The organism is Gordonia sp. N1V (assembly GCF_029269935.1).
In the GTDB taxonomy this organism is placed as follows: Bacteria; Actinomycetota; Actinomycetes; order Mycobacteriales; family Mycobacteriaceae; genus Gordonia; species Gordonia polyisoprenivorans.
In genome coordinates this window covers 72,169-89,622 of sequence record NZ_JARJDD010000020.1, presented here as the reverse complement: position 1 = coordinate 89,622, position 17,454 = coordinate 72,169, and the positions used below count along the sequence as shown (strand labels likewise).

Annotated in this window: 15 protein-coding genes, 1 tRNA gene and 1 riboswitch; of the genes, 12 read left to right on the top strand and 4 right to left on the bottom strand. The window is 67.4% G+C overall.

All coding sequences use genetic code 11. The annotated features are described in order from the left end of the window. Window positions 1–13: 13 nt before the first annotated feature. A complete protein-coding gene (locus P3L18_RS21890; protein ID WP_240523970.1) occupies window positions 14–994 on the bottom strand; it encodes a hypothetical protein in 981 nt (326 codons plus the stop codon). A 93-nt stretch (window positions 995–1,087) separates the two neighbouring features. Next, on the bottom strand, window positions 1,088–2,557 hold the full coding sequence (locus P3L18_RS21885; RefSeq protein ID WP_079930529.1) for a zinc-dependent metalloprotease: 1,470 nt from the start codon (window positions 2,555–2,557) through the stop codon (window positions 1,088–1,090). 186 nt (window positions 2,558–2,743) lie between these two features. Between P3L18_RS21885 and P3L18_RS21880 the strand changes: the two genes are divergently transcribed. Further along, complete coding sequence (locus P3L18_RS21880) at window positions 2,744–3,793, top strand: PDZ domain-containing protein (RefSeq protein WP_079930539.1); 1,050 nt, start codon at window positions 2,744–2,746, stop codon at window positions 3,791–3,793. A 25-nt stretch (window positions 3,794–3,818) separates the two neighbouring features. Here P3L18_RS21880 and P3L18_RS21875 read toward each other — a convergent pair whose 3' ends face one another. Further along, a complete protein-coding gene (locus tag P3L18_RS21875; protein ID WP_238534733.1) occupies window positions 3,819–4,424 on the bottom strand; it encodes a PPA1309 family protein in 606 nt (201 codons plus the stop codon). A gap of 189 nt (window positions 4,425–4,613) precedes the next feature. Between P3L18_RS21875 and P3L18_RS21870 the strand changes: the two genes are divergently transcribed. The 11 genes from P3L18_RS21870 (at window position 4,614) to P3L18_RS21820 (ending at window position 16,904) form a co-directional block, all read left to right on the top strand. Then, the gene (locus P3L18_RS21870) at window positions 4,614–7,634 is read left to right on the top strand and encodes a UPF0182 family protein (RefSeq protein ID WP_276115213.1); all 3,021 of its coding nucleotides are present in this window, start codon (window positions 4,614–4,616) and stop codon (window positions 7,632–7,634) included. Window positions 7,635–7,744: 110 nt separating this feature from the next. Then, window positions 7,745–7,821 (top strand) — tRNA-Met (locus P3L18_RS21865). A 128-nt stretch (window positions 7,822–7,949) separates the two neighbouring features. Further along, window positions 7,950–9,665 carry a phospho-sugar mutase gene (locus P3L18_RS21860; RefSeq protein WP_253194034.1) on the top strand — a complete coding sequence of 572 codons (1,716 nt, stop codon included), beginning with the start codon at window positions 7,950–7,952 and terminating at the stop codon, window positions 9,663–9,665. 302 nt (window positions 9,666–9,967) lie between these two features. Beyond that, the gene (locus tag P3L18_RS21855) at window positions 9,968–10,294 is read left to right on the top strand and encodes an Lsr2 family protein (protein ID WP_006372910.1); all 327 of its coding nucleotides are present in this window, start codon (window positions 9,968–9,970) and stop codon (window positions 10,292–10,294) included. A 51-nt stretch (window positions 10,295–10,345) separates the two neighbouring features. Next, window positions 10,346–10,609: a DUF2630 family protein gene (locus P3L18_RS21850; protein ID WP_006372908.1), complete on the top strand. Its 264-nt coding sequence runs from the start codon at window positions 10,346–10,348 to the stop codon at window positions 10,607–10,609. Window positions 10,610–10,850: 241 nt separating this feature from the next. After that, complete coding sequence (locus tag P3L18_RS21845) at window positions 10,851–12,764, top strand: propionyl-CoA synthetase (protein ID WP_079930527.1); 1,914 nt, start codon at window positions 10,851–10,853, stop codon at window positions 12,762–12,764. Window positions 12,765–12,817: 53 nt separating this feature from the next. Continuing rightward, complete coding sequence (locus P3L18_RS21840; protein ID WP_276115212.1) at window positions 12,818–13,816, top strand: FUSC family protein; 999 nt, start codon at window positions 12,818–12,820, stop codon at window positions 13,814–13,816. A 2-nt stretch (window positions 13,817–13,818) separates the two neighbouring features. Beyond that, window positions 13,819–13,894: riboswitch (Fluoride riboswitch) on the top strand. Window positions 13,895–13,914: 20 nt separating this feature from the next. Next, the gene (gene crcB, locus P3L18_RS21835) at window positions 13,915–14,418 is read left to right on the top strand and encodes a fluoride efflux transporter CrcB (RefSeq protein WP_276115211.1); all 504 of its coding nucleotides are present in this window, start codon (window positions 13,915–13,917) and stop codon (window positions 14,416–14,418) included. Then, window positions 14,415–14,783: a fluoride efflux transporter CrcB gene (gene crcB / locus P3L18_RS21830; protein WP_079930524.1), complete on the top strand. Its 369-nt coding sequence runs from the start codon at window positions 14,415–14,417 to the stop codon at window positions 14,781–14,783. The genes crcB (P3L18_RS21835) and crcB (P3L18_RS21830) overlap by 4 nt, the downstream gene beginning before the upstream one ends. Before the next feature lie 171 nt (window positions 14,784–14,954). Further along, window positions 14,955–16,187 carry an amidohydrolase gene (locus P3L18_RS21825; protein ID WP_276115210.1) on the top strand — a complete coding sequence of 411 codons (1,233 nt, stop codon included), beginning with the start codon at window positions 14,955–14,957 and terminating at the stop codon, window positions 16,185–16,187. Window positions 16,188–16,274: 87 nt separating this feature from the next. Next, window positions 16,275–16,904 (top strand): pyridoxamine 5'-phosphate oxidase family protein, encoded by a 630-nt coding sequence (locus P3L18_RS21820; RefSeq protein WP_276115209.1) that lies wholly within the window; start codon window positions 16,275–16,277, stop codon window positions 16,902–16,904. 32 nt (window positions 16,905–16,936) lie between these two features. Here the strand turns inward: P3L18_RS21820 and P3L18_RS21815 are convergent, their stop codons facing one another. Further along, window positions 16,937–17,440 (bottom strand): Lrp/AsnC family transcriptional regulator, encoded by a 504-nt coding sequence (locus P3L18_RS21815; RefSeq protein WP_006372900.1) that lies wholly within the window; start codon window positions 17,438–17,440, stop codon window positions 16,937–16,939. Window positions 17,441–17,454: the final 14 nt, after the last annotated feature.

Genomic DNA, 17,454 nt, shown 5'->3' with positions numbered 1-17,454 from the left:
CCCGGGCCGCGCCTCACGTCAGCGTGGCGATCTCGTGGCAACCGCACAGCGGATGCGGTAGCCAGGTGGTGCTCTCGATGCGCAGCGGCGCCGGGTGCAGTTGCAGGATCCGGTTCACCAGGTGCGGGGGATCGGGCGGCGCGGCAGTGCCCTCGGCGTCGGGGCTCGACGCGAGGGCTGCAGCGAGATGATCGACCTGCTCGTGGGCGAGTGCGGCAGTGGCACGGGCGATCGACGCCGAGGCGTGTCCGCTCGTCCCGGCGAGTTGCGCCGCGAGCAACGGCCACGCCGGATCGCGGTCGGCGCGGTGACGGTCGGCGCAGTTCAGGCAGCTCGACAGGCCGGGCAGCACCAGCGGACCGAGCAGGCCGGTCCCGTCGCGCAACCGGACCTGCAGGTGCGGGGTGCCCACGCGCATCAGACGTTCGGCCATCCACGGCTCGTGTACGACGTGGTCGGTGAGGACGACCAGATTGGGCAGCGCTATCGGTGACATCTGCACGGTCCCGGGCGCGGTCGGGGTGGGCCGGCGGACGCTGCGTGTGACGCTGTAACCGGCGTCGGTCAGCGACGCCGACAACAGCGTGCTCAGCGGCCCGGACCCGTGCACACGAATGCGCAGCGCGCCGACGCGTCGCTGCGACGGTGGGCGGAGTGCTTTGCCCGCGGCGACGAGGCGGTCGAGGATCGCGTCGAACTCGGATCGGGTGAGCCCGGTGTCGACGAGATCGGAAAACACCTCGCCGCGGCTGCGCGGACCGGACAGCGACGCCAACAGGTCGGCCACCGCCCGGCCGGAGACCCGTGCGGGCAGTTCGAGCACCAACGCGGTGTGTGGGTCGGCGCCGATGTGTACCCGGTTGCCGGGCCGGATCAGGACCGCAGTTCCGTCGGCGAGGACCGGCATGCCCGTCGGTACTCGCGAACCGGTCGCCGGCCGGGACGTCCCGGCATCGGGGGTGGCGGGATCAGGTGTCGCGGCGGCCGCTGTCATGTCGATCACCATGCCACCGGCGGCACCGAGCGCCCACGGCGTTATCCACAGGCGGTGGGCGCCGCCCCGGCTGTCACGACCATCGACGTGAAGTCAGGACTTGTCGTCGCCGCCCTCGGACTTGTCGTCGGGATTGACGTCCTTGGCTTTCTCGTCCCCGGCCTCTGCGGCGAGGGACTTCTCGAGTTCGGCGATCGCCGAATCGATGTCGGAGGTGTCGCCGCCGATCACCCGGTCGATGAAGGCCGCCGGAGCATCGAGATCGGTGCCGTCGGGCAGCAGGTCGGGGTGCTCCCACACCTTGTCGCGGGTGGCCACGTCGGACGCCTCGAGCAGCGATCGCCACAATGCGGCTGCCTCGCGCAACTTACGGGGGCGCAGTTCGAGGCCGACGAGGGTGGCGAAGGTCTGCTCGGCCGGACCACCGCTGGCCCGCCTGCGGCGCATCGTCTCGGTCAACGCGGCGGTACTGGGGATGCGATCGGAGAGTGCTTGGGTGACAACGTTTTCCACCCAACCCTCGATGAGGGCGAGCAGTGTTTCGAGGCGTTCGAGTGCGGCCTTCTGTTCGGGGGTGGTGGTCGGTTCGAACGACGTCGAGGAGCTGATCAGTTCCTCGAGTTTGGACGGATCGGAGAACAACTCGGTGGGATCGATCCCCGCGGTCGCGTCGGTGATGCCGGAGAAGTCGATGCTGATTCCCCGCGCGTACTCCTCCACGGTGGCCAATAGGCGCTGGCGTAGCCACGGCACGTGGGTGAACAGCCGCATGTGCGCGGCCTCGCGCGCGGCGAGGAACACGATGATCTCCTGGGCCGGGAGATCGAGGCCGTCGGCGAAGGTCGCGATCGCCTCGGGCAACAGCACACCGACACCTTCGGGTGCCAGGGGCAATCCGATGTCGGTGGAGGTCAACACCTCCTTGGCCAACTGCCCCAGACCCTGACCGAGCTGTGTGCCGAAGGCCATGCCGCTCATCTGGGTCATCATGCCCATCATCGGTCCGGCGAACTGCGCGGCCTCGGCGGGCAGATTCTGCTCCCACGTCTTGGCCAGCTGCGCGGCAACGGGATTGCACAGGCCTTTCCAGGTCGGCATGGTCTCGTCGAGCCACTGCACCGGCGTCCATGCGACCGGCTTGCTGATGCCGGCCGGCAGCGTGGTGACGTCGTCGAGCCACACCTCGGCCAGGCGGACCGCATCGGCGACCGCCGAGGTCTCCTTGTCGAGGACGGGCGTGAAGTTGCCAATCTGCTGACGCGCGAGGTTGGCGGCGAGCTGGTAGTTGACCGGACCGCCGGCCGACGGACCGGTCATCGACGACCCCATCCCGCTCAGCATGCTGCCGAGCTGGCTGAACATCTGGCCCAGCGCCGACGGGTCGAGACCGGCGGACGGGTCGAATCCCTCGCCGCCGAGGGCGAACCCGAACGGGTTCTGGGCACCGAACGGGTTCTGGGCGCCACCGGGGCCGTCGTTGCCGGTCGGACCGTCGTCCTTGCGGCGGTCGTCCTTGCCGCTGTCGTCACCGGAGGACGAGAAACCGAAGGGCAAATCACTCATGCCTCCACGGTACCGCCAGCGCGTCGTCGCGACCCCCTCGATGATTTCGCCTTGAGCGTAGTTCGCGCAGGTCGGCTGCGCGTTGTCGACGTCGACGGCGGCACCCGGCCCTCGACCGGCCCTCGACCGTCCGCCGCATCGGTCTGTGCGGCGGCTGGATCGGACCCATGTCCTAGGGTGGTCGGAATGAAGGGGCCTACCTCGCGTCGCATCGTCACCGTGGCCGTGACCGTGCTGATCCTGCTGGCACTCGTCGTCGTGGGAACGACCGTTCAGGTGCCGTTCGTCGCGCTCGGGCCCGGGCCCACGGTCAACACCCTGGGCACCATCCAACTCGACAACCGCGAGGTGCCCGTCGTCGACATCAGCGGAGTGCCGACGCAGCACACCGACGGCAACCTGAACCTGACGACGGTGTCGGTGACCGACGGGCTGTCGCTGTTCCAGACGATCGGGATGTGGCTGTCGGGAACGTATTCGGTACAGCCGCGCGAGACCGTGTTCCCACCGAACCAGACCACCGAGCAGACCAATCAGCAGAACGTCGAGGACATGAGCAACTCGGAGAGCACCGCCCAGGCGGCCGCGTTGCGATACCTCGATCGGCCCACCGAGCTCGTGGCGGCACTCGTCGCCCCGGACGGGCCGGCCTCGTCGGTGCTCCGGTCCGGCGACGCGATCGTGAAGGTCGGCGGCACCGAGGTCGCGACCACCGAAGACCTGCAGAAGGCGGTGCGCGCGCACAAGCCGGGCGATGAGATCGCCTTCGAGATCCGACGCGGCGGGGCCACCCAGACGGTCACCGTCAAGGCCGCTGCGCGTCCCGGCGAGCAGAACGTGGCCTACATCGGCGTCACCCCGGAGGTACGCAACGCCGACCCGAACCTCAAGATCACCTTCAACGTCGGGGACATCGGCGGCCCATCGGCCGGCTTGATGCTGACCCTCGCGGTGATCGATCGTCTCGGCAGCGGACAACTCACCCACGGCAAGTTCATCGCCGGGACCGGCACCATCGCCGACGACGGCGACGTCGGTCCGATCGGCGGCATCACCCACAAGACCCGCGCCGCACGCGATGCCGGGGCAACGGTCTTCCTCGTCCCCGACCAGAACTGCGCCGAGGCCGCCGGTGACGCCCCCGACGGACTGAAACTGGTCAAGGTCGAGTCGCTGGATTCCGCGGTCGACTCGCTCGACGCCCTCGCCGCGGGTAAGCCGGTGCCGCACTGCTGACGCCGGGAGCGACCCCCCGGGGGCGTCAGCCGTCGAGAGCCGCGGCCAACGCCTGCTGCAGATCGGCCGCCATATCGGGATGGGTCCGCAGCTCGCGCGCCTCGTCGGGATCGTCGGGTACCAGCTCGAGCAGGGCCAGACGGGTACCACCGCGCAACGCGCCGACAGCCAGCCGGGCCGCCCGCGCGTCGGGATGATCACGGGCCGCCGAGCGCAAGTTGGGCGCATCCGGTTCGGCGCCGCCGGCGGCCTCGGGTAGATCGAGACCGGCCTGGGGCGGCAGTACGACGATGTCGAGGACGACCGCCGCCCCCACCACCGGTTCCGGCCACGACGTGGTCGCGAGGAATTCCTCGAGCGCGGCGTACGGTTCGACGTCGTCGGTGTCGCCATCGTCGTCGGTGTCGCCATCGTCGTCTGCGCGCGGGGCAATCGGCTCCTCGGCGAGCAGACTCAACGCCGAGTCGTCGTCGGGGTCGACGAGTTCGGGGTGCATCCGGGCCAGCACCGGCGTCGGAACCAGCGCGAAGACCGCGGGCAGGTGATCGGGTCCGTTCGGCACGAGGAAGTCGAGCGCTTCGCGTAGCGAACGGCCGAGGTCGTCGGGGGAGTAGCGGGTCGTGTCGGACATCGCGTCCATCATGCCCGGACGGTCGTCGACCGCGGCGCCCGCACCGCCCGAGTACCCACACTGCGGCGCCGGGATCGCCCCGCTGCCCGAACCTCGCGCCGCCCAGTACAGTGGGTGGCCACGCCGGAGGGACGGCACAGACGGTCGCCGGGCGCATGTCCGGATTGAGAACTTTGGAGAGTGGGTCAGGTGGGCGTTCGCGGGCCGGCAGGTTTGCCGACACTGTCGCGCAGGAGCAAGATCATCATCGGCATCGCGGTTGCGTTGCTGATCATCCTGCTGATCGGGCCGCGCATCGTCGGCCTCGTCACCGACTGGTTGTGGTTCTCCGATCTGGGCTACTCCGAGGTTTTCTCGACGATTCTGTGGACTCGAATCCTGCTGTTCGTGATCACCGCGGTGATCGTCGGCGGCATCGTCTTCGCCGCGATCGCGTCCGCCTATCGGTCGCGTCCGGTGTTCGTGCCCGCGTCGGGACCCGGTGATCCGCTCGCGCGCTATCGCGCCGCGGTGATGGGCCGGATTCGCTGGTTCGCCATCATCCCGCCGGTCCTCATCGGTGTGCTCTCCGGGCTCGTCGCACAGGGTTCGTGGGCGACGGTCCAGACCTTCTTGCACAGCACCGATTTCGGGGTGACCGATCCCCAGTTCGGCATCGACATCAGCTTCTACGCCTTCAAGCTGCCGTTCATCACCTTCGTCCTGAACTTCCTGTTCGTCATCGTCGTCATCGCGTTCGTGGCGAGTCTGATCACCCACTACGTCTTCGGCGGTATCCGTCTCGGCGGCGGCAGCGGATCGTTGACCGGGTCGGCCAGAATCCAGCTCGCGGCCCTGGCCGGGATCTTCTTGCTGCTCAAGGCAACTGCCTACTGGTTCGATCGGTACAGTCTGCTCTCCAGTGATCGAAAGCAGGAGATCTTCTCCGGTGCGAGTTATACCGACATCAACGCGGTGCTCCCGTCGAAGCTGATCCTCATGGCGATCGCGATCATCTGTGCTCTGGCGTTCTTCGCCGGTGTCGTTCTCAAGGATCTGCGTATTCCCGCGATCGCCACGGTGCTGATGTTGCTCGCGGCGTTGGTCATGGGTGTCGGATGGCCGCTGACGATGGAGCAGTTCTCGGTCAAGCCGAATGCGGCGCAGAAGGAAGCCGAGTACATCAGTCGCAACATCGCGGCGACGACACAGGCGTACGGCATCGTCGCCGGCAAGAACGTGGACTACCAGAACGATTGGGGCGCGACTGCGCCGAGTGCCGAGGCGGTCAACGCCGACGAGGCAACCCTGTCGAACATCCGCATCCTCGACCCCAATGTCATCGCCCCCACGTTCAACCAGCGTCAGTTCCTCAAGAACTTCTACGGCTTCCCCTCCCAGCTGGCCATCGACCGGTACAAGGTCGACGGTCAAGAACGTGACTTCATCGTCGCCGTCCGCGAACTCGACCCGACGAAATACGGTGACCAGCAGCAGAACTGGCTGAACAAGCACACCGTCTACACCCACGGCAACGGCTTCGTCGCCGCACCGGCCAATCAGGTCGACGAGGCCTCCGGTGACGCGACGTCGGGCAGTGACCGCGGGGGACTTCCCGTGTTCTATGTCAGCGACCTGCAGACCATCCGCGATCCCAACTATGCGGCGACCGCGCCGATCAAGGTGAGCCAGCCGCGGATCTACTTCGGCGAGCTGATCTCCAACGTCTCGCCCGATTACGCGATCGTCGGCACCTCCGGTGGCGCGCGGGAGTACGACGAGGACAACAAGACCTACACCTACACCGCCGATTCCGGTGTCTCGCTGAGTAATTGGTTCGTGCGGGCGATGTACGCGGTCAAGTACACCGAACGCAACTTCCTGCTCTCCGACGCCATCAACAGCAACTCGCGGATTCTCTACAACCGTGACCCGCGCGACCGCGTCAAGCAGGTCGCGCCGTGGCTGACCGTCGATTCCAAGGCCTATCCCGCGGTGATGGCCGACGGTTCGATCAAGTGGATCGTCGACGGGTACACCACCCTCGACAACTATCCGTATTCGCAGCAGACGTCGTTGCAGGACGCGACGACCGATGCGCAAGAACTGATCAACAACCAGGCTCAGCGCAGCCAGGCGAACACGCAGGTGTCCTACGTGCGCAACTCGGTGAAGGCCACCGTCGACGCCTACACCGGCAAGGTCACCCTGTACCAGTTCGACAAGAACGACCCGGTGCTCAAGACGTGGATGAAGGTGTTCCCGGGAACCGTGCAACCGCGGTCGGAATTCGACAAGAACACCAGCCTGGCCTCACATGTCCGCTATCCCGAGGACCTGTTCAAGATCCAGCGCGAACTGCTCGCGAAGTATCACGTGACCGATCCGACGGCGTTCTTCCAGAACAACAACTTCTGGTCGGTGCCCCCGGATCCGAGTAACGAGGACAACGCCAACCGGCAGCTGAACCAACCGCCCTACTACTTCACCGCGCGCAATCCGCGCGGCGGCACCGGTTCGGACTCCCAATTCCAGCTGACGACGGTGTTCACCGGTTTCCGCGAGCGCAACCTCGCCTCTTACATGACGGTCTCGTCGGATCCCGGCTCCTATGGCCAGATCACCATGAAGGTGCTGCCCACCGATCGTCAGTCCGGTGTCGGCCCACAGCAGGCGCAGGACAACATGAACAACTACGGCGCCGTCCTCGGCGACCGAAAACAGTTGGAGGGCACCACCAAGGTGACCTACGGCAACCTGCTGACGCTTCCCGTCGGCGGGGGCGGAATCCTCTACGTCCAGCCGCTGTACACCCAGACCAACAACGGCGGCGGCATCCCCAAGTTGCACCGCGTGCTGATGTATTACAACGCCGCGGCGGGTAATCCGAAGGTCGGTTACGCAGCCACCGTTGCCGAGGCGCTGGCTCAGGTGAGTATCAGTCCGGAGGATGCGACCGCACCGCTCAACGGCGAGCCCAGCGGCAATCAGGCCGGCGCCGACCAACCGACCGTGCCGACGCCACAACCGAACCAGCCCTCCACGGGCAACGGTCAAACGGGCCAGTCGGGGAACAACCAGCAGCGGGATGCAGCCGTCGCGGCGATCGGTGATGCGCTCAACAAGCTGCGTCAAGCGCAGTCCAGCGGCGACTTCACCGCGTACGGTCAGGCGCTCGATCAGCTCAACAAGGCAGTTGCGCAATACGAGTCCCTCGGTGGCGGTAACTGATGTGGCTTCCATGAATGTGGTTGTGGTCACACGTTTTTCCGACCTGCAGGTATCGGGGCGGAGGCGATTTGCATCCGCGCCGAACCACCCTGTAACGTGGTGTTCACCAACGCGGGGTGGAGCAGCTCGGTAGCTCGCTGGGCTCATAACCCAGAGGTCGCAGGTTCAAATCCTGTCCCCGCTACCACGGAGATTCGGCCCCCGATCGCATCAGCGATCGGGGGCCGAATCGCATCTGCACCCCACCCGTCAAGAGCAGTCCAGTGCGGGCCGGCTTGATACGTTCGGGTTCACACAGACGAGCAAGAGGATGCGATGACTGGCGTGAGCAACGGTGTCCTCACCGACGGTGAACTGATCGCCCGCGCCGCGCACTGGTGCGCACACGACCCCGACGCGGCCACCCGGGCCGAACTCGGCGTCCTCATCACCGGTGCGAGGTCGCACGATCCGGAGGCTCTCGCCGAGTTGCGGTCGCGGTGTGCCGGTCCCCTCGAGTTCGGTACCGCGGGTCTGCGGGCGGCGGTGGGTGCCGGCGAATCCCGCATGAACACCGCCGTCGTCATCCGGGCCACCGCGGGGCTGGCCCGCTACCTGCTCGACGTCGTCGGACCCGACGCCGCAGTCGTCGTGGGTTGTGATGCGCGGCATGGTTCTTCACGATTCCGGACAGCCGCGCTGCAGGTGCTCTCCGGCGCCGGCCTGCGGGCCATCGCCCTGCACGAGCAGTTGCCGACGCCGATCACCGCGTACGCGGTGCGCGCGCTCGACGCCGACGCCGGGATCATGATCACCGCGTCACACAATCCACCCGCCGACAACGGCTACAAGGTGTACCTGGGTGGCCGGGCGACCGACGCCGACGGAGCAGGTGTGCAGATCGTGCCGCCCGCCGACGCCGAGATCGCGTCGCGGATCGCCGACAGTCCGCCCGCCGATGAGGTGCCGCGCACCGACGAACGGATCACCGACGCCGATCCTGCGCTGGTGAACGGCTACCTCTCCCGCACGGCCGGTCTTCGACGGCGTGCCGAGCCGTCACCGGTGCGCGTGGTCCTGACCGCGATGCACGGCGTCGGCGGCTCCACGGCGATGCAGGTCCTGCGGGCCGCCGGCATCGGCGACGTCCACCCCGTGCAGGCGCAGTTCCTACCGGATCCGGACTTCCCGACCGTGGCGTTCCCGAACCCGGAGGAGCCCGGCGCCATCGATCTCGCGATCGCCCACGCCCGGGAGGTCGACGCCGACGTCGTCATCGCGCTCGATCCCGACGCCGACCGCTGTTCGGTCGCGACGAGCCGCGACGGACTCTGGCGGCAGCTGTCCGGCGACGAAATCGGTGCCCTGCTCGGCGAACAGGCCGCCGCCGACGATTCCCGGCCCGGCGACACCCTGGCGTGCTCGATCGTGTCCAGCAGGCTGCTGGGCCGCATCGCCGCCGCCCACGGTCTGCGATTCGCGCAGACCCTCACCGGCTTCAAGTGGATAGCGCGCACCCCCGGCCTGCGATTTGGCTACGAGGAAGCGATCGGATACTGCACCGACCCCGACGCGGTGCACGACAAGGACGGAATCGGCGCGGCCGTTCGCATGATCACCCTGGTCGAGGATCTCGCCGCGACCGGTGCGGGTCTGGAGGACCAGCTCGACCGCCTGGCTCATGTGCACGGGCTCCACAGCACCTCGGCCATCAGCGTGCGCGTCGAGAATCCCGCGGTGATCGAGGCCACGATGACAAGGCTGCGGTCGGCCCGGGCGGATCGACTGGTCGGGGAGGCGATCGTCGAGTTCCGCGATCTCGCACGTGGTGGGGATGACCTCCCGCCGACCGACGCCCTCCTGTTCCGGACCGCCGCCGACGATCGCGTCATCGTCCGGCCGTCGGGTACCGAACCCAAGCTCAAGTGCTATCTCGAGGTGGTCATTCCGGCCGACGATGTGCGTACCGCAGGGGTGCGGGCGGCACGGGCCACGGCGCAGGCACGCCTGGGCGACCTCGCCACCGAACTCACCTCGCTTCTGGGGCTCTGACCCGCACGGCGAGGCCGGCGGCCGGACCCGTGGTGCCGCCGCGCCCGCTGCGGGTCGGGTACCGAGATGGGCGTTCTCCGTGTCGCATAATCAGACGACATAAACCTCCGAATAAGCACGGAATATCGACGTCGCGGTGTTCCAAGACGGAAAAATCTCGATTTTCTTTACATGTGACAATTATTTATTGATGCTCGCCGGAAAACGCTCGATTCGGCGCCCGGATATGGAGCACTAATGCCGTACGGTGCTATTGTTCGTTTTGTATTCAGCAACGCAGTACTACGAGGGGGCTCTATCCGATGGCACGTCGAACCGTTGTTACATTCGTCGATGATCTCGATGGAAAAGAACTGAAGGAAGCTGTCACAATCACCTTCAGTGTCGACAACAAAGCCTATGAATTCGATACGTCGCCGGCGCACGCCAAGCAATTCCGGCAGGATCTCGAACAATATGTGACGGCCTCACGCTCGGCCGGTAGCCGCCGGTCGAAGGCGGCCCGAAGTGCACGTTCGTCTCGCGATCTGAAGGCCGTGCGCGACTGGGCGCGCGTCAACGGGTACGACATCAGTGATCGCGGACGTATCGCAACGGAGATCATCGAGGCGTACCAGGCCGCGAACTGAGGGTCGAAACTCGTTCCGACGCCTGATGTGCCCGACGCGTAGTGTCGGGGCATGGCCGACGACTTTCCGAATACCGACAGGTCCATCCGAGACCACATCACCGAGCTGATCGGGGAGGAGCACGAGTTGCGTGAGCGACTCGAGCGCGGAGATATCAGCAAGGGTGAAGAAAATGCGCGACTGCGCGCACTCGAGGTGGACCTCGATCAATGCTGGGATCTGCTGCGGCAGCGTCAGGCACGCCGGCGTGCCGGGCAGAATCCCGACGACGCGTCGGCCCGTCCAGCCGACGTCGTCGAGAACTATCTGGAGTGATCTCGGGTCCTGGATCCACCTTGCATCGCCGAGACCCGATGCCCACCGAACCCACCCGATCGGACATGCTGACCTGCCCGAACGGGTGGGTTCGCCACACCGTTCGGCGCGATCTGCCGACCGGTCGGCGCAGGTGTGGCCAACCCCTCGCGCCCACGTGTGAGGCTGATTACCCTCGAATCGGCAGCGTGGCGGGTCACCCGACCTCTCTGCCGCGACATCGATCGACGTGAGGACGGCAGTGGCCAGCAACAGCGACGCGCGCAGCTTCGGATCAGACAGCTACGACAAGGCATTTCGCGACAGCATCGAGGACCGGGAGTCGTTCTGGCTCACCGCCGCCGCCGAGATCGAGTGGTCGGTGCCGCCGACGGTGGCGCTCGATGACTCACACGCGCCGATCTATCGCTGGTTCCCCGACGGCACCCTGAACACCTGTTTCAACTCCCTCGATCGCCACGTCGCCGCCGGTCACGGCGATCGGATGGCGCTCATCTGGGATTCGGCCATGGTCGGTGAGGTGCGGCGCTACACCTATGCCGAGCTACTCGACGAGGTGTCGCGTTTCGCCGGGGTACTCGGCGCGGCAGGCGTCGCGGCGGGCGACCGTGTCGTCATCTACCTTCCGATGATTCCCGAGGCCGCGATCGCGATGTTGGCGTGCGCCCGTATCGGCGCCGTCCACTCGGTGGTCTTCGGCGGATTCGCCGCACCCGAACTCGCCACCCGGATCGACGACGCCGAGCCGGTGGCGATCGTCACCGCGTCCGGCGGTCTCGAACCCGGCCGCGTCGTGGAATATCTGCCGATGGTGCACAAGGCGCTCGAACTCGCCGCCAAGCCCCCGACCACCGTGATCGTCAAGAACCGCGACGAGGTCCCCGGCTCGGCCGCCGACCACGACGGCTGGCTCGACTGGGACGACGAGATCGCCGACGCCATGCCGGCGGCACCGGTGACGGTCGCGGCCACCGACCCGCTCTACATCCTCTACACCTCGGGAACCACCGGGAAACCCAAGGGCGTCGTCCGCGACAACGGTGGGCATGCCGTCGCGCTGGCCTGGTCGATGCCCAACATCTACGACATCCACCCCGGTGACGTCTGGTGGACCGCGTCCGACGTCGGATGGGTCGTCGGCCACTCCTACATCGTCTACGGTCCGCTGCTGATCGGCGCGACGACGATCATGTACGAGGGCAAGCCGGTCGGCACGCCCGACGCCGGTGCGTTCTGGCGCGTCATCTCAGAACACCGTGCCAAGGCGCTGTTCACCGCACCGACCGCGATCCGCGCCATCCGCAAGGCCGACCCCGATGCCGCGCTACTCGCCCAATACGACGTCTCCTCGCTGCAGACCCTGTTCGCCGCCGGCGAGCGCCTCGACCCCGACACCTTCGAGTGGGCGGGACAGATCCTCGGGATCCCGGTCGTCGACCACTGGTGGCAGACCGAGACCGGCTGGGCCATAGCAGCCAATCTGCGTGGGCTCCAACCCATGCCGATCAAGGCCGGCTCGCCGACCGTGCCGGTACCGGGGTACCGCGTCGGCGTCGTCGACGCCGAGGGCGCCGCGGTCGCGCCCGGCACCGAGGGCAACATCGTCATCGAACTCCCGCTGCCGCCGGGAACCCTCGCCGGATTGTGGCGCGACGAAGAGCGTTACCGCAGTTCCTATCTCAAGGCCTTCCCCGGGTACTACCTGACCGGCGACTCCGGATACGTCGACGCCGACGGCTACGTGTTCGTCCTCGGCCGCTCCGATGACGTCATCAACGTCGCCGGACACCGGATGTCCACCGGCAGTATCGAGGCGGTCGTCGCCGCGCATCCGGCGGTCGCCGAATGCGCGGTCATCGGCATTCACGACGACCTCAAGGGGCAGCGGCCGAGCGGGTACGTGGTCCTCAAGTCGGGAGTCGAGATCGAGCCCGACACCCTGCGCGCCGAGCTGGTCGCCATGGTGCGCAACGAGATCGGGGCCGTCGCGACCTTCCGCGACGTCACCGTGGTACCGGCGCTGCCGAAGACCCGCTCGGGCAAGATCCTGCGAAAGACCATGCGCCAGATCGCCGATCACGAGGACTACACGGTGCCCTCGACCATCGAGGACCCGGACGTGTTGGCGGCGTTGGCGCGTCAGCTCGGTGGCTGAGCCCCTGGGTCGTTCGGCGTCCGGGTGCGGTGAGGTTGGGCTAGGGTGAGCGGGTGGCTCCCGACAGCGCCCGCCCGCCACTGTTCATCTGGAACTGGCTGCCGGCCGTGGCCGCACTCGTGGCGGGTATCCCGGCGATCGTCGTGACGGCACTGGTCGACGTGGGCGCCGGCGCTGCCCTGGCGGTCGGCATGATCCCGGCGCTGGTGGTGGGCGTACCGCATGCCCGACGCTCCCGGCTCGTGATCGTGGCAGCCGGACCGGTTCTCGGGGTCCCGATCATCCTCGGTTCCGCTGTCGCTCCCTTCCCGGTCCTCGCCGTGGCGGTGATGGCGGTGTTGCCGGTGCTGGCCGTGTGGTCGGCGCCCGCACTGCGACGTCCGCGACTGTCGATGCTGCTGACGATCATGGCGCCACCGCTGATCGGGGTGGGCCTGAGCTCCGACGGTGTGGCCGTCGGCCTGCGGATCACCGGACTGTTCCTCCTCGGTGGCCTCGCCGCGTTCGTCGTCGCCGTCGTCATCCCGGAACGCTTCGTCCCGGACGCGCCCGGCGGTGGGCCGGGTCCGCGGGTGCCGGGAATGCAGTATGGCCTGCTCGTCGGTGTGGTGGGGGCGATCACCGCGGGCATCGGATTCGCCTTCGGCTTCGATCACGTCGGATGGGCTTGCGCGGCAGCGCTTCTGGTCATGAGGCCGGATCCGGATCTGCAACTGTGGCGGACCGCCGGACGGTTCGTGTCGGTGGTGACCGGTGGTGCGGTCGCCGTCGTACTCGCCGACCATGCACCCGCCTGGTTGATCGCGATCGTGGTCGGGGTGGTCCTCGCCGCGGCGGCGGGCACGCGCGGCAGCCGATGGTACGTCCTGCCGACCTTCACCACCTTTCTGGTCATCCTCATGCTCGGCGCGGCGACCACCGGAACCGCACCCGGACGCTTCGGTGAGCGCGTCGGCGAGACGCTTCTCGGCCTCGCGGTCGCGGCGGTGGTCGGTGTGGGTGTTCCGCTCTTGCGCCGACGCCTGCACCCGGATTCGACGGACGTCGAGTAGCATCGGCCGCGGGTGATGGATCTCGCCCGGGCCGCACCGGCCCGAACCGCCGACAAGGCTGATGGCTCCTGTTCCGATTGCCGGAAAGGAGTTCTGTCATGGGCGCACCTCCGCACCCCGAGCCGACCTCGAATCCACCAGTTCCTCGTCCCGTCGACCCCGACAGCCCGGCTCCACGGCCCCTGCACCTGCAGCCGGGAGCGCTCGCGCTGGTCTTTCTCGGCGGTATTGCCGGTACCGGGATGCGGTACCTGCTCGAGGAGTTGTTCCCGGCCCACGGAACCGGTTGGCCGTGGGCGACATTCGGCATCAACCTCAGCGGTTCCCTCGTCCTGGGTGCGCTGCTCGAGGTACTCGCCCTGGCCGGGCCGGACGAGGGATGGCGACGACGCATTCGGGTGCTCGTCGGCACCGGATTCTGCGGTTCTTACACCACCTACAGCACATTCGCCCTGGAAACCGCCCACCTCGGACACCACGGCGCGCCGGGCACCGCGATCGCGTACGCAGCAGTGAGCGTGGTCGGCGGAATCCTGTGCGCCTGGGCCGGTATCGCGCTCGCCGGTGCCGCTCTACGGGGCCGGGGAGGTGAGGTCGCATGACGGTGATCGCGATCCTGCTGGCGGGTGCCCTCGGCGCGGTCGCCCGGTTCGTCGTCGACGGCAGCATCAAACGATGGCGATCGACGACGTTTCCGTGGGCCACCGTCGTCATCAACGTGACCGGGTCGTTGGTGTTGGGAATGCTCGCCGGGCTGGTGATCTCGCACGGGGCGCCGACCGGGTTGCAAGCTGTCGTCGGGACCGGATTCTGCGGCGGATACACGACATTCAGCACCGCATCGGTGGAGACGATTCGGCTCGCCCAGCAGCGGCACGGAATGCTCGCGATGGCCAACGCGGTCGGCTCGGTGGTCGCCTCGGTGACCGCATGTGCAGCCGGGCTGGCCCTGATGTGGGCGATCTGAGGAGCGCGATGAGCAACAACAACCGAAACCGCTATTCCCACAACCGAAGTTCCGACAACCGAAGTTCCCACAACCGAAATTCCGAGGACCGAGGTTCCGAGGACACTGGGCCGCTGCTCGTGGTCCCCGCCGACACCGAGGTCGGCGAACCGCAGGATTGAAGGAGTGCCCATGACCACCACCATCGACGTGCCGACGCTGTATCGGGACCTGCACCGCCACCCCGAACTCGCCTTCACCGAGACACGCACGGCCGGTATCGCCGCCGCCCACCTGCGCGCCGCGGGGTACGTGGTGGCCGAGGGGATCGGCGGAACCGGGGTCGTCGGAGTACTGACACGCGGAGCGGGCCCGACGGTTCTGTTGCGCGCCGACATGGACGCCCTGCCCGTGCAGGAACAGACCGGACTCGACTACGCCAGCACCGCGGTCGGCACCCACGCCGACGGGACGAGCACCCCGTTGATGCACGCCTGCGGCCATGACGTCCACACCAGTTGCCTGATCGGCGCGGCCTACGACCTCGCCGCCGACGCCACGTGGCGCGGATGTCTGATGCTGGTGTTCCAACCCGCAGAAGAGCTCGGCAGCGGGGCGCGCGCCATGGTCGACGACGACCTCTTCGGCCGGTTCGGCACGCCGGATGTGGTTCTCGGACAACATGTCGCGCCGCTACCGGCCGGGCTGCTCGGTGTCCACGACGGGGTCTCGTTTGCCGCGGCCGACAGCGTGTCGGTGGTGTTGCACGGCGTCGGTGGGCACGGCTCACGTCCGGAGACGACGATCGACCCGGTCGTCATGGCGTCCTCTTTGGTCATGCGTCTGCAGACCATCGTGTCGAGGACCCTGCCGCCCACGGAGACCGCGGTGGTGACGGTCGGATCGCTGCACGCGGGCACAGCTCCCAACATCATCGCCGACCGCGCCGAACTCGCGGTGAGCGTACGCAGTTTCGACCCGGACGTACGCGAGACCGTCCTCGAACGCATTCGCGTTCTCGCGCAAGCGGAGACGATGGCTGCCGGCGGCCGTCGTGACCCGGAGATCCGGATCGCCGAGTCGTTCCCGGCGCTGGTCAACGATCCCGGCGCGTGTGACACGGTACGGAAGGCATTCTCGCACGTGCCCGGGGTGATGGTGGTCGATCCCGGGGTGGTGACCGGCAGCGAGGACGTCGGTCACTTCGCCCACGCGGCCGACGCGCCCTGTGCGTACTGGCTGTTGGGCGGCGCCGATCCGGCGTTGTTCGCCGGTGCCGGCAGCGTCGAGGAGATCGCGGCGGTGGTCGCCGGGCTGCCGTCCAATCACTCGCCGCAATTCGCACCGGTGATCCAACCGACCCTCTCGCACGGGGTCAGCGCACTCGTCGCCGCGGCCCTCGCATGGCTGCGGCCCACCACCTGACCGCCGCCAGTTGCGGGAGCCGCAGACCAGGAACCCGCGAGGCAGAAACCGCTGGGCAGTCGAGAGGCGATCTGGGAGCATGGCGGCATGGAGATCACCACCGAAGAACAGTTGCGCGCGATCGTCGGTCATCCCATCGAGATGGTGGTCAAGAAGGTCAAGTCCGCGCTCGAGCCGGTGCACGTCGAGTGGCTGGCAGCCTCGCCGATGCTGTTCGTGGCCACCTCCGACGAGCAGGGCCGGATGGACGTCTCACCCAAGGGTGATCCGCCCGGCAAGGTGGTGCACGTCCTCGACGAGCACACCATCGTCATCCCCGAACGTCCCGGCAACAAACGCGTCGACGGTTACCTCAACATCCTGCGCAATCCGCACGTGGGAACCATCGCCATCATCCCGGGACGCGGGGACACGTTGCGGGTCAACGGAACCGCACGCATCGTCGATGGCGCCGACGACGACAGCGGGGGCACATATTTCGATGAGCTCGCCGTCAAGGGCCGCCGACCGATCCTGGCGCTGGAGGTCACCGTGGAGGAGGTGTTCTTTCACTGCGCCAAGGCTTTCCTGCGGTCGGATCTGTGGCGGCCGGAGACGTGGCATCCCGACGACCTGCCGAGCACCGCGCAGATGACCAAGAAACTCATGCCCGAACTCGACGAGGTGGCCCTGCAGGAGCGCTATGCCGAGAGCAACTACCGGAAGTTGTTGTACTGAAGTTGTTGTACTGAGCGCATTCCCGGGATTCTTCACCGGTATCCGGGAGCACGGGGTGTGCGGTCCGAGCGCGCGGTGCGCAGCAGTGGCAGAGCCCGATAGGGCACGATCTCCGACAGCACGACGATGCTGATGGAGCGCGCGACCGACGGTGACCGGCCGATCTCGAGCAAGGTCTCCTGCAAATCCTTGTGCGAGGCGGCCGCGACCCGGCACAGCACATCACTGGCACCGGTGGTGGCGAACGCCTCGAGTACACCGGGAATCGCCGACAATGCCGCGGTGACGGTACTCAGCTCACCCTGCACCGTTTCGAGCTGGACGAAGCACTGGACGTCGAAACCGGCGGCCGCGACATCGAGATGCGGGTGATATCCGGCGATGATCCCGGCGTCCTCGAGCTTCGCCAGGCGGGACTGCACGGTGGCGCGCGCCACCCGGATTCGCCGCGACGTTTCGAGAACCCCGATCTGCGGGTCCCGATGCAGCGACTCGAGCAGCGCGAAATCGATGTCGTCGAGCTGAACTCCGTCCATTGCGTGCCCTTCCA

Coding starts and splice junctions, on each gene's coding strand:
- P3L18_RS21890 (WP_240523970.1), bottom strand. CDS start 994: ATGACAGCGGCCGCCGCGACACCTGATCCCGCCACCCCCGATGCCGGG.
- P3L18_RS21885 (WP_079930529.1), bottom strand. CDS start 2,557: ATGAGTGATTTGCCCTTCGGTTTCTCGTCCTCCGGTGACGACAGCGGC.
- P3L18_RS21880 (WP_079930539.1), top strand. CDS start 2,744: ATGAAGGGGCCTACCTCGCGTCGCATCGTCACCGTGGCCGTGACCGTG.
- P3L18_RS21875 (WP_238534733.1), bottom strand. CDS start 4,424: ATGTCCGACACGACCCGCTACTCCCCCGACGACCTCGGCCGTTCGCTA.
- P3L18_RS21860 (WP_253194034.1), top strand. CDS start 7,950: ATGACTGGCGTGAGCAACGGTGTCCTCACCGACGGTGAACTGATCGCC.
- P3L18_RS21855 (WP_006372910.1), top strand. CDS start 9,968: ATGGCACGTCGAACCGTTGTTACATTCGTCGATGATCTCGATGGAAAA.
- P3L18_RS21850 (WP_006372908.1), top strand. CDS start 10,346: ATGGCCGACGACTTTCCGAATACCGACAGGTCCATCCGAGACCACATC.
- crcB (WP_276115211.1), top strand. CDS start 13,915: ATGGGCGCACCTCCGCACCCCGAGCCGACCTCGAATCCACCAGTTCCT.
- crcB (WP_079930524.1), top strand. CDS start 14,415: ATGACGGTGATCGCGATCCTGCTGGCGGGTGCCCTCGGCGCGGTCGCC.
- P3L18_RS21825 (WP_276115210.1), top strand. CDS start 14,955: ATGACCACCACCATCGACGTGCCGACGCTGTATCGGGACCTGCACCGC.
- P3L18_RS21820 (WP_276115209.1), top strand. CDS start 16,275: ATGGAGATCACCACCGAAGAACAGTTGCGCGCGATCGTCGGTCATCCC.
- P3L18_RS21815 (WP_006372900.1), bottom strand. CDS start 17,440: ATGGACGGAGTTCAGCTCGACGACATCGATTTCGCGCTGCTCGAGTCG.